We start from the raw sequence: 12,911 nt of genomic DNA on the forward strand, positions 1-12,911 counted from the left end.
GGCGTGGCCTATCCTCTCTTACGTCGATGGGCAGGATTATTTCGCTGCCCCGCACTCTCCTGCATAGACATCACCACGCCAGCGAATTCCTTCATCACCCGACGATAAACGTCGCGCTTAAAGGAGACAACCTGACGCACCGGATACCAGAAACTGACCCAGCGCCAGCCATCGAACTCGGGCGTGCTGCTGTGCTGCACATTGATATCCGCGTCATTACACATTAACTGCAGAAGAAACCACTTTTGTTTCTGGCCGATACATACCGGCTTTGTGTCCCAACGCACCAAACGTTTTGGCAACTTGTAACGTAACCAGTTACGGGTAGAAGCAAGTATTCGAACATCTTTCCGGTGTAATCCGACTTCTTCGAACAGTTCGCGATACATCGCCTGTTCTGCGGTTTCACCGGGATTGATGCCTCCCTGAGGAAATTGCCAGGAGTGCTGTCCAAAGCGCCTGGCCCATAACACTTGTCCCTGCCGGTTACAGATTACGATACCAACATTCGGGCGGTAGCCATCATCATCGATCACCGGACTACCTCAAAGCAAAATTTGAATGAGCTGATTGTTTCACACTCCTTACAGGCGGTAAACCACTGGATTCATGGGGGGTTAAGCCACCAGCGCCGGGATAACTCACAGAAAATGGCAAAGTTATAAACAATGACCGTGCAAAAGATCGATCTTATTCACCTTTTCTGTGGATAGCTTTGTGCAGAACGCGGGAGTTATCTGAATAACCTTTTCCGTGCGCGCTGAAGAGCCAAAAAGAACCAACAACACATCAGTATGATTTTTAATGACATTAAATCGAAAATCTTACCGGTAAATCTTTTATAAACAGTGAATATTTTCATGGTAACTGACAATTGCTTAAAATATAAGCACACTGCTTTTTATCCACAGATAATCGCTCAGGGTTAGGCCAGAGCGACGAAATTATGGCCAGATCGTGAAAAGTCAAGGCTGTAAATGGAACCAGTACCGCACTCAGACGGTGGTTATCCCATTTTTCTGTGGATAACCGGGCTGGAGATCCTGTTCATTGTTGCGGGTAAGCTGGGATAACCCTGAAGCACCTGGGGCGGCGAGCGTGCAATCCGCTAAAAAAAGCACGATCTATCATGTTATTATCGATCCCTGACGCGGATTATTTATGTGAGAAACGTGACTCACCTGCTGTTGTACAAATTTTAATCATTGCGAGTGTTCACCATGAGTTACCAGCCAGGACCACCTGAAGATGAAGCCAGCCTGCTGGCACGCGCGCAGGATTTAGCCGGTTTGACCCTGGAAACCCTGGCCGCGCGCGCCGGTCTGCCCATGCCTGCTGATCTCAAACGCGACAAGGGCTGGGTCGGCATGCTGCTGGAGTGGCATCTTGGTGCCAGCGCAGGCAGCAAAGCGGAGCAGGACTTTGCCCATCTGGGTATCGAACTGAAAACCATCCCGATTGATGCGCAGGGTAAACCGCTGGAAACCACCTTTGTCTGCGTGGCACCTCTGACCGGCAACAGCGGCGTGACCTGGCTCACCAGCCATGTGCGCCACAAGCTGGCGCGGGTATTGTGGATCCCGGTTGAAGGCGGGCGTGAGATTCCGCTGCGGGAACGCCGTGTCGGCGCGCCGCTGTTATGGAGCCCCGATGCGGAAGAAGATGAGATGCTGCGACAGGACTGGGAAGAGCTGATGGATATGATTGTGCTGGGTCGCGTAGAGCAGATTACCGCGCGACATGGTGCCTGGCTGCAAATCCGGCCCAAAGCCGCCAATAGCAAAGCGCTGACAGAAGGAATCGGCGATCAGGGCCAGCCAATCATGACGCTGCCGCGCGGTTTCTACCTGAAGAAAAGCTTCACCGGGCCCCTGCTGGCGCGTCATTTTCTCCTCTGAACGTCGCCACCCGCGTTGATGTGTCGCAATTTTGTGGGAGATCGGCGAATTGAATGCGTATAATCGCCGTTTACTTTTCGTTTAGGATTAAATGTCGGTATGTTTGAGTGGATTTCCGATCCCAACGCCTGGCTGGCGCTGGGCACCCTGACCATCCTTGAGGTGGTGCTGGGTATTGATAACATCATTTTCCTGTCGCTGGTGGTTGCTAAACTGCCAAAACACCAGCAAGCCAGCGCACGTCGCATTGGTCTGATGGGCGCGATGCTGATGCGTCTTGGCCTGCTGGCTTCTATCGCGTGGGTAGCCCGTCTGACTAACCCGCTCTTTACGCTGATGGATCATGCGTTCTCGGCGCGCGATCTGATTCTGCTGTTCGGCGGACTGTTCCTGCTGTGGAAATCGAGCATGGAGATCCATGAAACGATCGAAGGCAGCGAAGGCGAACACAACACCCGCGTCCATTCCTTCCTGGGTGCGATTGTGCAGATCATGATGCTCGACATTATTTTCAGCCTCGACTCGGTGATCACGGCCATCGGCCTCTCCGATCATCTGTTCATTATGATGGCGGCGGTGGTTATTGCCGTGCTGATGATGATGTTCGCTGCGCGCGCGATCGGTGAGTTTGTTGACCGCCATCCGTCAGTGAAAATGCTGGCTCTCTCTTTCCTGATTCTGGTCGGTTTCACCCTGATCCTGGAGAGTTTTGCGGTCCACGTACCAAAAGGTTACATTTATTTCGCTATGTTCTTCTCAATGGCGGTTGAGTGTCTTAACCTGATGCGCAGTAAGAAAAAGCACGCCTGATAAAGTCAAGGGCGAGCCTGCTCGCCCGGTTATTTTCAGATTCATACGATTAACCCTGCCGGCAAAACCATTTATTACTACACTGTTTGCACTTGACCATTTGTGAGGATTAGGCGTGATGAAAGGGTTGGCAGGAGTAGCACTGGTGATGGTAACCGCCGCATTCTTAAGTGGATGCAGTTCTGATTATGTCATGGCGACCAAAGATGGCCGGATGATCATGACCGAAGGCAAGCCGAGCATTGATAAAGAGACCGGCCTGGTGGAGTACACTGACCAGACGGGTCATATGGTGCAGATTAACAGCGATGAGGTTTCTACGATCATTGAACGTTAAGTGCCCGATTTAATCACCTGCCACCGATTCCCGACTGGCAGGTGATTTCCCCGACTTTTCCCCCTTCCTTCCCCGCCATTGCTCGCGCTATAGTCCCTGAGGACACAACATTCCATTCCATAAAGAAAAGGAAGCTGGCAATGCACTATCATCGTATTCCCCACAGCACGCTGGAAGTGAGTCAGCTGGGGTTGGGCACCATGACGTTTGGCGAACAGAACAGCGAAGCCGACGCCCATGCTCAACTGGATTTAGCTATCCGTTCCGGCATCAACTTTATTGATACTGCCGAGATGTATCCGGTGCCCCCGCGTCCGGAAACCCAGGGTCTGACCGAACAATATATTGGCAGCTGGCTTAAACAGCGCGGCAGCCGCGACAAAATCATTCTTGCCAGTAAAGTGGCCGGGCCTTCACGTGGCAATGATGCGTCGATTCGCCCGGATATGGCGCTGGACCGTAAAAACATCCGCGCAGCACTCGATGCCAGTCTGAAACGCCTGAATACTGACTACCTTGACCTCTACCAGCTGCACTGGCCACAGCGTCAGACCAACTATTTTGGCAAGCTCGGCTATCAGTACAGCGAAACCACTGCTCAGGTGACGCTGCTGGAGACGCTGGAAGCGCTGACCGAACAGGTTCGCGCTGGTAAGATCCGCTATATCGGGGTGTCGAACGAAACCGCGTGGGGCGTGATGCGCTATCTGCAGCTGGCGGAGAAGCATGAGCTGCCGCGCATTATCAGCATTCAGAATCCCTACAGCCTGCTGAACCGCAGCTTTGAAGTGGGTCTGGCCGAAATCAGCCAGCATGAAGGCGTAGAGCTGCTGGCGTATTCCAGCCTGGCGTTTGGAACGCTGAGCGGCAAATACCTGAATGGCGCGCAGCCTGCGGGCGCACGCAACACGTTGTTCAGCCGCTTTACCCGCTACAGCGGCGAGCAGTCACAAAAGGCGATTGCCGAATATGTGGCACTGGCTCAGCAGCATCAGATCGACCCGTCGCAGATGGCCCTGGCCTATGTGCGTCAGCAGCCGTTTGTGGCCAGCACGCTGCTGGGCGCCACTACGCCTGAACAGTTGCAGATCAATATCGACAGCTTCAATCTGACCTTAAATGCAGAGATCCTGGAAGGCATTGAGGCGATCCACCGTCGTTATACTTATCCGGCTCCCTGAGCGTTCTGTTGCCAGCTGCCGCGATGGCGGCTGGCATCACTTACAGGTCGCGATAATAGAGTTTTACCGGCTTAGCGGGATACTCCAGCGCTTCGCCCTGTGGCAGCCAGCCATAACGTTCGTAGTAGCCCCCAAACGTTGACCATAACCATAACCGTGGATAGCCTTGTGCCTGCGCATAGGCGATGACATGCTGCTGCAGCGCCTCACTGACACCTTTGCCGCGCACCGACTCATCAACATAGAGCGCCGCCAGCCAGGGGAAAAGATCCTGACGGCTGATCAGGTCGCAGCGCCAGAATCCCACCGTGCCGACTGCCCTGCGCGCCTCCACGGCAACGAAAGTCACCGGAAAATCAGCACCGATAAGGCTGCTGTTCACCACACTGGCAAAGAACGCCCGGCTGGTGGCTTCACCAAATGCGCGCCACTGCCAGTCGATGATCTGATCGGCAAATTGGGGGGCATCGCTGAGCGATACAATCTCAATCACATCAGTTTCCCCTGAAAGATCGGGACTGAATCAAACAGGTAGCCATCAAAGTCAGGCGCATCGGCGTCGGAAAGCTCCAGCAGCGTATTCTTGACGTTCTCAAGGTGCTGCCAGGTAGATTGCCAGGCCCCCATCACATCACGCCGACGCAGAGCAGCCAGGATAGTCTGGTGATCGCCAAGCCACTTCAGGCGATAGGCGCGGGTTTCAAACTGCGGGCGCAGCTGCTGCCAGAGCGGGCTGCTGTCATGATGTCGCCAGATACTGGTGACGGTATCGAGCAGCATCTGGTTCTGACTGGCACCCGCCAGCAGCAGATGAAACAACTTGTCGTTGTCCTGACTGCTGTCGTTGGCGGCGATAGCACGCTGCTCCTGTTCCAGCGTTCGGCGCAGATTTTCAATGTCCGCTTTGGTCGCCATTTTTGCGGCAAAGGCTGCAATATTGCTCTCCAGCAACTGACGTGCCTGTAGCATTTCAAACGGGCCAACGTCGCTGCGGAAGAAGGCCTCTTCTTCATCATCACTGGCGGAAGGAATACGCATCACATAGACGCCGGAGCTCTGGCGGATATCCACCGTACCTTCCAGCTCCAGCATCAATAATGCCTCGCGCACGATGGTCCGGCTGACGCCCCAGGTTTCAGCCAGCTGACGTTCAGGCGGCAGGCGCGATCCCACCGGATAGTGCCCGTCACAGATCTGCTGACGCAGGTGCTGACCAATTTCCTGATACTGCTTTTTTTCTTGCGGCGCTTCGGCTTTGTCCACACTGTCACCCTTTGCAATCAATGCGCTAACGGCATTGCCGCGGTTCCCTGCGCGACAATGCCCGCGAACCGGAGAGGCTGGCTCGCAAACTGGGGCTCAGTGTATCAAAGCCAGCGCCTGATCGAGTACCTTTGCACCATTCAGCGTGCCGTAAGCAACCGTATCGATCACCGCGATGGGCAACTGATAGCTGTCGGTGAGTTTTCTGTTCTCCTCCAGTTTGAAGCGCACCTGTGGCCCCAGCAGCACGACCACCACCTCGTTGCCGTAGTTTTGCAGCTCTTCACGCAGGTTTTGCTCCGGAATGGCGTAGATCTGAAATGCCAGACCGCGCGCGGCAGCCTCCTTTTCCATCCGCGTCACCACCATTGAGGTCGACATGCCCGCAGCACAGGCCAGAACAATTCGTTTCATGCTCGTTTCCTCGCGTTATTTCGGCTCATCATCAAGCCACAGGGTAAATTGCTGCGTGTCGCGCAGCGTACGGAACCAGTGGGCAGATTTCTTCATACGGCGCTGACGCTGCTTATCTAAGTCGATTTCGATAAGACCATAGCGATTTTTAAAGGCATTCATTGGCGAGACATTGTCGGTAAACGCCCACAGCATGTAGCCCTGACAGTTAATCCCCGCCTGACTGGCGCGTATCGCCTGATGCAGGTGCTCGCTGATAAACGCGATGCGGTAATCGTCCTGAATCTCCCCGTCGGCATTTTTGAACTGCGCTTCGTTCTCTATTCCCATACCGCTTTCCGCCACAAACCACGGGATATTGCCGTACTCATCGCGCATCCGCTGCGCCATATCCCAGATAATTTCAGGCTGAATTTCCCAGCCGCGTGAAGGGTTCATCCGTCGCCCCGGCAGTTCAAAGTGTTCGTAATACCAGGCGGGATGAAAGGGTGTCTCGGGATGCCAGGCGCGGGACGGTGCCTTCACGCGATGCGGATAGTAGAGATTAAGCCCGACTTCATCGACGGTATTGGCGGCAATAATCGCCAGCTCTTCCGGGGTGGTTTCCCACTCAATCTGATGCTTATCAAGCAGCGCCAGCAGCTCCGCCGGATACTCGCCTTTAATGGCGGGATCGAGAAACACCCGGTTGTAGAACAGGTCATAAATATGCGCCGCCTTCTGGTCGTGCGGGGCTGACGATCGCGGATAGGTGACTTCCGGATTGAGTATGGTACCAATGCGACCGGCATAGCCTGCCGCGCGGAACAGCTTCACTACCCGGGCGGTAGCAAGATTCTTGTGGTGGTTCCACTGCATCCATTTATGGGTGTTCTGCTCATAAGGCCAGCGCAGCGCGTCGAGATAGACGCGGGTCTGCACCACAATCGGCTCGTTAAACACAAACCAGCGCGTGACCCGACCGGCATAGCGTTTAAACACCTGTTCGACATAACGGATAAAGAGTTCAACGACATGCTTTGACTGCCAGCCGCCATACTGCTCCAGCAGCGTGGCGGGCAGCTCGTAATGCTCCAGACAGAGCATCAGTTCAATGCCCTGGCGCTGCATTTCATCAATCAGCCGGTCATAGTAAGCCGCGTATTCCTCATCGACCGTAGCGGTTTCGTAATCGATCAGGAAACGCGACCAGTTGATTGAAGTGCGGTAGTGGGTCAGCCCGCTGGCCTTCATTAGCGCCACATCCTCACTAAAGCGGTTGATAAAGTCGGTGGCAACCGCCGGGCCGTAGCCGTTGTGCCAGACGTGACGATCCTGCTGATACCAGGCGTCAGGCCAGGAGTCCTGCCCCGCTTTTTTTCCGCTCCAGCCTTCCGTCTGCCAGGCGGAGGCAGCAGCTCCCAGAATGAAATTCTCAGGTATGTGGACAGTCTGACGACTCATAACACCTCCGTTCGGTTAGGGTTCAGCTCAGGTTGCAGGCTCTTTGCTTCCGCTGCTTCTGCTGAATCCGCGCGGCGGGCTGCGACTTTCACAAATGGCAGATAGATAAGTACTGACACCAGAATGCAGACGATCTGCGTCACCACCGCACCCATCGATCCGGCCGTTGACAGCCAGGCATTGATAATCGGAGGCGTGGTCCATGGCACCATCACCACGGCTTTCCCGGCAAATCCCATCACCGTAGCGAAGTAGCCGATAGAACCTGTCACTAGCGGTGTAATGATGAAAGGGATAGCCAGTATCGGGTTAAGCATAATCGGCATACCAAATATAACCGGCTCGTTGATATTGAAAATGCCTGGCCCGAACGACAGTTTGGCGATTTCACGCATCTCTTTGCGTCGCGTTGCCAGCATCACGGCGGTGAGCAGCCCGATGGTCAGGCCGGAGCCGCCGATGCTCATATAAACATCCCAGAACGGCATGGTGATGATGTTCGGTGCCTCTTTCCCCTGCTCAAAAGCGGTCATGTTGACCATAATCGCGCCCAGCAACAGCGGCTCACGGATCGGCTTCACCATCTGGTTGCCGTGAATACCAATCACCCAAAACAGCTGGGCGACGAACATCAGAATCAGAATGCCCCACAGGCTCTGCACCACCGACTCCAGCGGCTGCTGCACCACCTGGTATACCGCGTCGTAAAGGTACATGCCGGTGACGCGATGGAAGATAAAGCCAAAAGTCGCTATCAGCGTCACGGTGATGATTGAGGGGATGAGCGCGGAAAAAGAGGCGGCCACGTTGGGCGGCACGGTGTCGGGCATTTTGATTTTCAGCCGTTCAACCTGTTCGAGGCGGCAGTAGATCTCTACCGACAGAATGGCGATAAACATGCCGAGAAACAGGCTTTTGGTATCGGAGAATTGTTTGGCCAGCACGTCGGTGACCAGGTGCATCTGCCCATCGACCATCATCTGTAAGGTGGTCGGCGTTACGGATACAAAGCAGATGATCGCCAGCAGGCCGGGAAACAGCGTTTTTATACCGTTGATGCGCCCAAGCTCAATACCAATCAGGAACACCGCACCAATGTTGAGAAAGCTGAGCGTGGCGTAATTGATACTGCTGGTGATGGGCTTGAGGTCAGCTAAAAAAGCCAGGGCGGCAAAGCTGGCAAGGCCATTTTTGCTGTCCAGCACCATGTTAGAGATCAATACCGAGAAGGCGCCAACAATGATCACCGGCATCAGGGTAATGAACGAGGCTTTAATCGCCATGATGTAGCGATAACTGTTAAAGCGGGTGGCAAAGCTGCCCAGGGAATCGATAAGGCGGTCCTGTAGAGACATGATCAACCCTCAGAGATGTAAGATCGGTATTCCTGTAATCGTCGTGGTCTTCCCTGTTAGTGGCATACCAAAATGACGAATCTCCTCGGTTTTTTCTGTGACGAGCCTCCCGGAAACGCTTATTGGCATTCCAGTATGATTAAAACGGCCAATTTGGCATACCAATAGCGGAGGCGTTATGGATTACGAACAGACCATGATGGAATTGCTGATCAATGCAGGGGAAGCCCGTTCGTCGGCGATGATGGCGATTCAGTGTGCGCGCAAACGCGACTGGACCGGGGCTGACGCGGCGCTGGCAGCTTCAGATACCGCGGCAAAAGCGGCACATAAAATTCAGACCGCGTTGATTGGTGCAGACGAGGGAAGCGGAAAATTGCCGGTCACGCTGATTCTGGTGCATGCGCAGGATCATCTGATGAATGCCATGCTGTGCCGCGAGCTGGCAGAGGAGCTGGTCATGCTGCGCAAAGAGATCTATGGCTGACAGGCGGCGCGCCGGCCGCCTGAGCAAGGTGATTAGCTGATTTCCAGTGCCAGTAGCGACTCAATAGTCTGCGCGCGGCGGATTTCGCGCGGCTGGCCCTGCTCAAACAGGACTTCCGGGATCAGCGGACGGCTGTTGTAGTTAGAGGACATGGATGCACCGTAAGCACCGGTGTCGTGGAACACCAGGTAATCGCCAACCTTTGCCGCCGGAATCGCGCGTGGTTCGACCATGCCGCCCTCCAGCTGGGTAAAGACATCACCCGATTCGCACAGCGGGCCAGCGACCACGGTGTCGATAGTCTGCTGCTCATCAATGGCCCGCTCATCGCCCGCCATCAGCGAGATATGGTGATAGCTGCCATACATGGAGGGACGCATCAGGTCACTGAAACCGGCATCGACCAGCACGAAGTGACGGCTGCCCATCGACTTAACCGCCCGAACCTGAGAGACCAGCACACCGGCCTCGGCCACCAGGAAACGGCCCGGTTCGATCTCCAGCTTTATCGCGTGACCCAGATGCTGAGCGATACGCTGCCGCGCTGCATCCCACAGGCCGAAATAGTGATCGGTATCGATCGCCTCTTCGCCATAGCGATAAGGCACAGAGAGGCCGCCGCCCGCAGAGATCGCGGTCAGATCCTGACCCGACGCCATCACCAGTTCAACCATCGCATCACAGACCTGCTGCAGATGCGCATAATCGACGCCTGAGCCGATATGCATATGAATGCCCACCAGCTGCAAGCCGTGCTGCTTAATCGCCGCCAGCGCCTCGGCTAAATCGGCATGCCAGATACCGTGCTTGCTGTTTTCGCCACCGGTATTGGTTTTCTGACTGTGGCCGTGACCAAAACCAGGATTGACCCGCAGCCACACCGCATGTCCCGGTGAGACCGCGCCGAGCTGATGCAGCATATCGATCGATCCGGCATTAACCGGCACCTTTAACGCGGTCACCCGCTCCAGCGTCGGCTGATCGAACAGATCCGCGGTAAAGACGATCTCATCACCGCCGGGCTGGTAACCCGCGGCCAGCGCACGTTCGATCTCACCCAGCGATACCGAGTCCACTTTCACGCCTGCTGCGCGCATCAGGCGCAGGATATGCGTATTCGAGCAGGCCTTCTGCGCAAAGCGCACCACATCAAATGCCTGCAGCTGGGCAATACGCGCCTGAATAATCTGCGCATCATAAGCCCAGAATGGCCCGGCGTAGCGGCGTGCCAGCGGCAGCAGGTTAGCGGCGCTGAGTGCGGTTTCGGTACTCTGTAAGGAACGTGGCATGGCAATTCTCCTGTGGCAATAGCTGCATTAAGCCAGAATCGTGTCATAGCGAAAAATATCTGTTTTAATAGCATCTATGCAGAATGGATATAGGAAGGGTGCGTGGCGAACATTAACTGGCGGCATATCGAGATTTTTCATGCGGTGATGACCAGCGGCAATCTGACTCAGGCCGCGACACTGCTGCACACCTCACAGCCGACGGTGAGCCGGGAGCTGGCACGCCTGGAGCAGCAGCTGGGATTAGAGTTGTTCGGACGGGTTCGTGGTCGCCTGCAACCGACGGTGCAGGGATTGCGTCTTTTCGAAGAGGTGCAGCGATCCTGGTACGGACTGGATCGCATCATGGAAGCGGCTGAAGGGCTGCGCCAGTTCCGTCAGGGTGAGCTGTCGATCGCCTGCCTGCCCGTTTTTTCGCAGTCGCTGCTGCCACCACTGTGTCAGCCCTTTTTACAGCGCTACCCGGATGTGAGCCTGAATGTGATTCCGCAGGAGTCGCCGCTGCTGGAGGAGTGGCTGTCAGCACAGCGCTACGATATCGGCTTAACCGAAACCCAGCACGCTCCGGCCGGCACTGACCGTCTCGCCCTGCTGACCTGCGATGAAGTGTGCGTATTGCCTCAGAATCACCCTCTGAGTCAGCGTTCAGAGCTGACGCCGCACGATTTTGCGGGCGAACAGTATGTGAGCCTGTCGCGCAGTGACAGCTATCGTCAGTTGCTGGATGCGCTGTTTCATGAGCAGGGCGTCGAGCGGCGGCTGGTGATGGAGACGCACAGTGCCGCTTCGGTGTGCGCCATGGTCAGAGCGGGCGTGGGCATTTCAATTGTGAATCCGCTGACGGCGCTGGATTACGCCGACAGCGGTGTGGTGATGCGTAAGTTCAGCGTGGCGGTTCCGTTTACCGTCAGCCTGGTGAGGCCGCAGCACCGCCCTGCATCGGCGCTGGTCGATGCCTTTGTCAGCCATCTGCAACGGCAGGTGGCTGACTTTCCGACACGCATCGCCGCCCGCCTGGCTTAAGCGCGAACCCTGGCGGCTGCGCGGCCCGATTTGCGGAAGGTGATCAGACAGATCAGCAGGCCGATTGCCGCCAGCGCAGCGGCAGCAACCGGCACCGCCGTCAGGCCATATCCACGGCCAATCACCGCACCGCCGACCCAGGCACCCAGCGCATTGCCCACGTTAAACGCCGAAATGTTCAGGGTTGAGACCAGGTTAGGCGCCTCTTTTCCGTGACGTACCACGTTGATCTGCAGACCCGGCACCGTCGCAAAGGTCGCCATCGCCCACAGGAACAGGGTGATCTCCGCCAGCCACAGCGCATGGCTGGTCCAGCTGAACAGCAGCGAGAAGATGGCGATCAGGGAGAAGCTGAGGATCAGGCTAAAGGAGACTTTCCAGTCGGCCAGTTTGCCGCCAAGAATGTTACCGACCGTCAGGCCTGCGCCAATCAGGAACAGCGTCCAGCTGACGCCGCGATCGCTGATGCCCGTCACCTCTAGCAGCAGCGGCGCAATGTAGCTGAACAGCGCAAACATCGCCGCGGCAAAGAACACCGTCATCAGCAGCGACAGCCACAGTTTCCCGTTGGCCAGTGCCCCAATTTCACTCGCCAGGTGAACCGGCTTTTCCTGTTTATTGTTGGGCAGACTCACGATCAGGGCGATAAACGCCAGCACGCCAATCACTGCCACGCCCCAGAAGGTGGCTCGCCAGCCAAACATCTGTCCGAAACTGGTTCCCAGCGGAACGCCCAGCACGTTGGCTAAGGTCAGTCCGGTGAACATCAGTGCGACAGCGGAAGCCTGGCGACCGGCTGGCACCAGACTGGCGGCGACCACCGCGCCAATACCGAAGAAGGCACCGTGACAAAGCGCGGTGACGATGCGTGCCAGCATCAGCAGGTTATAGTTGTAAGCCAGCGCACACAGCAGGTTGCCGACAATAAATATCACCATCAGCAGAATCAGCGTTTTTTTACGCGGCAGCCTGGCGGTAAGCAGCGCCATAATCGGCGCACCTATCGCCACGCCCAGCGCGTAACCGCTGATCAGCCAGCCCGCCGACGGAATCGACACCTGAAGGTCACGCGCCACCTCCGGCAGCAATCCCATAATGACAAACTCGGTGGTCCCGATGGCGAACGCACTCAACGCCAGCGCCATTAATGCTACAGGCATAACACTCTCCCAATATCATTTGCAGGTGAACTGCACAGACGTGCAGCCCCTCGACGCTTATTAAAATTTGATCTGCGTCACGGTGAGCATTACAGCACAGTGCTGATGCGCGACATAGCCTGCGCGCAGCAAAGGATTATTGCCGGGGGCGCAATAATCTGCCGCTTTGCCAGAACAAATGGCTTTGTCAGCCTGCTGGCAAAGCCCGTTAAAGCGCGCATGACCCAGGGTCAGGTTGTCATTTCCCGCGA

14 protein-coding genes are annotated in these 12,911 nt (G+C 55.9%); 6 read left to right on the forward strand and 8 right to left on the reverse strand.

Annotated elements, in window-relative coordinates:
* Window positions 1-8: 8 nt before the first annotated feature.
* Window positions 9-536 (reverse strand): RNA pyrophosphohydrolase, encoded by a 528-nt coding sequence (gene rppH, locus ACMGGP_RS14225; protein ID WP_009087042.1) that lies wholly within the window; start codon window positions 534-536, stop codon window positions 9-11.
* Between the two features lie 684 nt (window positions 537-1,220).
* On the opposite strand from rppH, the gene mutH reads away from it, so the two are divergent.
* From mutH to ACMGGP_RS14245, 4 genes are all read left to right on the forward strand, one after another.
* The gene (gene mutH / locus ACMGGP_RS14230) at window positions 1,221-1,898 is read left to right on the forward strand and encodes a DNA mismatch repair endonuclease MutH (protein WP_010248652.1); all 678 of its coding nucleotides are present in this window, start codon (window positions 1,221-1,223) and stop codon (window positions 1,896-1,898) included.
* Window positions 1,899-1,997: 99 nt separating this feature from the next.
* Window positions 1,998-2,708, forward strand: coding sequence for a TerC family protein (locus ACMGGP_RS14235; protein ID WP_010248654.1), 711 nt, complete (start codon window positions 1,998-2,000; stop codon window positions 2,706-2,708).
* A 118-nt stretch (window positions 2,709-2,826) separates the two neighbouring features.
* Entirely contained in the window at window positions 2,827-3,045 is a 219-nt protein-coding gene (locus ACMGGP_RS14240; RefSeq protein WP_003853956.1) for a YgdI/YgdR family lipoprotein, read from the forward strand.
* 140 nt (window positions 3,046-3,185) lie between these two features.
* Window positions 3,186-4,226 (forward strand): NADP(H)-dependent aldo-keto reductase, encoded by a 1,041-nt coding sequence (locus tag ACMGGP_RS14245; RefSeq protein WP_010248659.1) that lies wholly within the window; start codon window positions 3,186-3,188, stop codon window positions 4,224-4,226.
* A gap of 40 nt (window positions 4,227-4,266) precedes the next feature.
* Here ACMGGP_RS14245 and ACMGGP_RS14250 read toward each other — a convergent pair whose 3' ends face one another.
* The 5 genes from ACMGGP_RS14250 to ACMGGP_RS14270 all read right to left on the reverse strand — a co-directional run bounded on the left by ACMGGP_RS14250 (window position 4,267) and on the right by ACMGGP_RS14270 (window position 8,701).
* Window positions 4,267-4,719: a GNAT family N-acetyltransferase gene (locus tag ACMGGP_RS14250; protein WP_498798580.1), complete on the reverse strand. Its 453-nt coding sequence runs from the start codon at window positions 4,717-4,719 to the stop codon at window positions 4,267-4,269.
* Window positions 4,716-5,489, reverse strand: coding sequence for an FCD domain-containing protein (locus ACMGGP_RS14255; RefSeq protein WP_010248663.1), 774 nt, complete (start codon window positions 5,487-5,489; stop codon window positions 4,716-4,718). Before ACMGGP_RS14255 ends, ACMGGP_RS14250 begins: the two co-directional genes overlap by 4 nt.
* A 96-nt stretch (window positions 5,490-5,585) precedes the next feature.
* Complete coding sequence (locus ACMGGP_RS14260; protein ID WP_010248665.1) at window positions 5,586-5,903, reverse strand: PTS sugar transporter subunit IIB; 318 nt, start codon at window positions 5,901-5,903, stop codon at window positions 5,586-5,588.
* 15 nt (window positions 5,904-5,918) lie between these two features.
* Window positions 5,919-7,346 carry a glycoside hydrolase family 1 protein gene (locus ACMGGP_RS14265; RefSeq protein ID WP_033772527.1) on the reverse strand — a complete coding sequence of 476 codons (1,428 nt, stop codon included), beginning with the start codon at window positions 7,344-7,346 and terminating at the stop codon, window positions 5,919-5,921.
* A complete protein-coding gene (locus ACMGGP_RS14270; protein ID WP_498798581.1) occupies window positions 7,343-8,701 on the reverse strand; it encodes a PTS sugar transporter subunit IIC in 1,359 nt (452 codons plus the stop codon). The genes ACMGGP_RS14265 and ACMGGP_RS14270 overlap by 4 nt, the downstream gene beginning before the upstream one ends.
* A 178-nt stretch (window positions 8,702-8,879) precedes the next feature.
* On the opposite strand from ACMGGP_RS14270, the gene ACMGGP_RS14275 reads away from it, so the two are divergent.
* Window positions 8,880-9,188 carry a PTS lactose/cellobiose transporter subunit IIA gene (locus tag ACMGGP_RS14275; RefSeq protein WP_010671044.1) on the forward strand — a complete coding sequence of 103 codons (309 nt, stop codon included), beginning with the start codon at window positions 8,880-8,882 and terminating at the stop codon, window positions 9,186-9,188.
* A gap of 32 nt (window positions 9,189-9,220) precedes the next feature.
* On the opposite strand, the gene lysA is transcribed toward ACMGGP_RS14275, so the two are convergent.
* Window positions 9,221-10,477, reverse strand: a complete 1,257-nt coding sequence (gene lysA / locus ACMGGP_RS14280) for a diaminopimelate decarboxylase (RefSeq protein WP_010248673.1) — start codon at window positions 10,475-10,477, stop codon at window positions 9,221-9,223.
* Between the two features lie 102 nt (window positions 10,478-10,579).
* On the opposite strand from lysA, the gene ACMGGP_RS14285 reads away from it, so the two are divergent.
* Window positions 10,580-11,500 carry a LysR family transcriptional regulator gene (locus tag ACMGGP_RS14285; RefSeq protein WP_346525764.1) on the forward strand — a complete coding sequence of 307 codons (921 nt, stop codon included), beginning with the start codon at window positions 10,580-10,582 and terminating at the stop codon, window positions 11,498-11,500.
* Here the strand turns inward: ACMGGP_RS14285 and ACMGGP_RS14290 are convergent.
* Window positions 11,497-12,660, reverse strand: coding sequence for an MFS transporter (locus ACMGGP_RS14290; RefSeq protein WP_010248677.1), 1,164 nt, complete (start codon window positions 12,658-12,660; stop codon window positions 11,497-11,499). The genes ACMGGP_RS14285 and ACMGGP_RS14290 overlap by 4 nt on opposite strands.
* Window positions 12,661-12,911 lie beyond the last annotated feature (251 nt).

Origin of the sequence: Curtobacterium sp. BNK-1 (assembly GCF_048685235.1) — a bacterium.
GTDB classification, from domain to species: Bacteria; Pseudomonadota; Gammaproteobacteria; order Enterobacterales; family Enterobacteriaceae; genus Pantoea; species Pantoea agglomerans.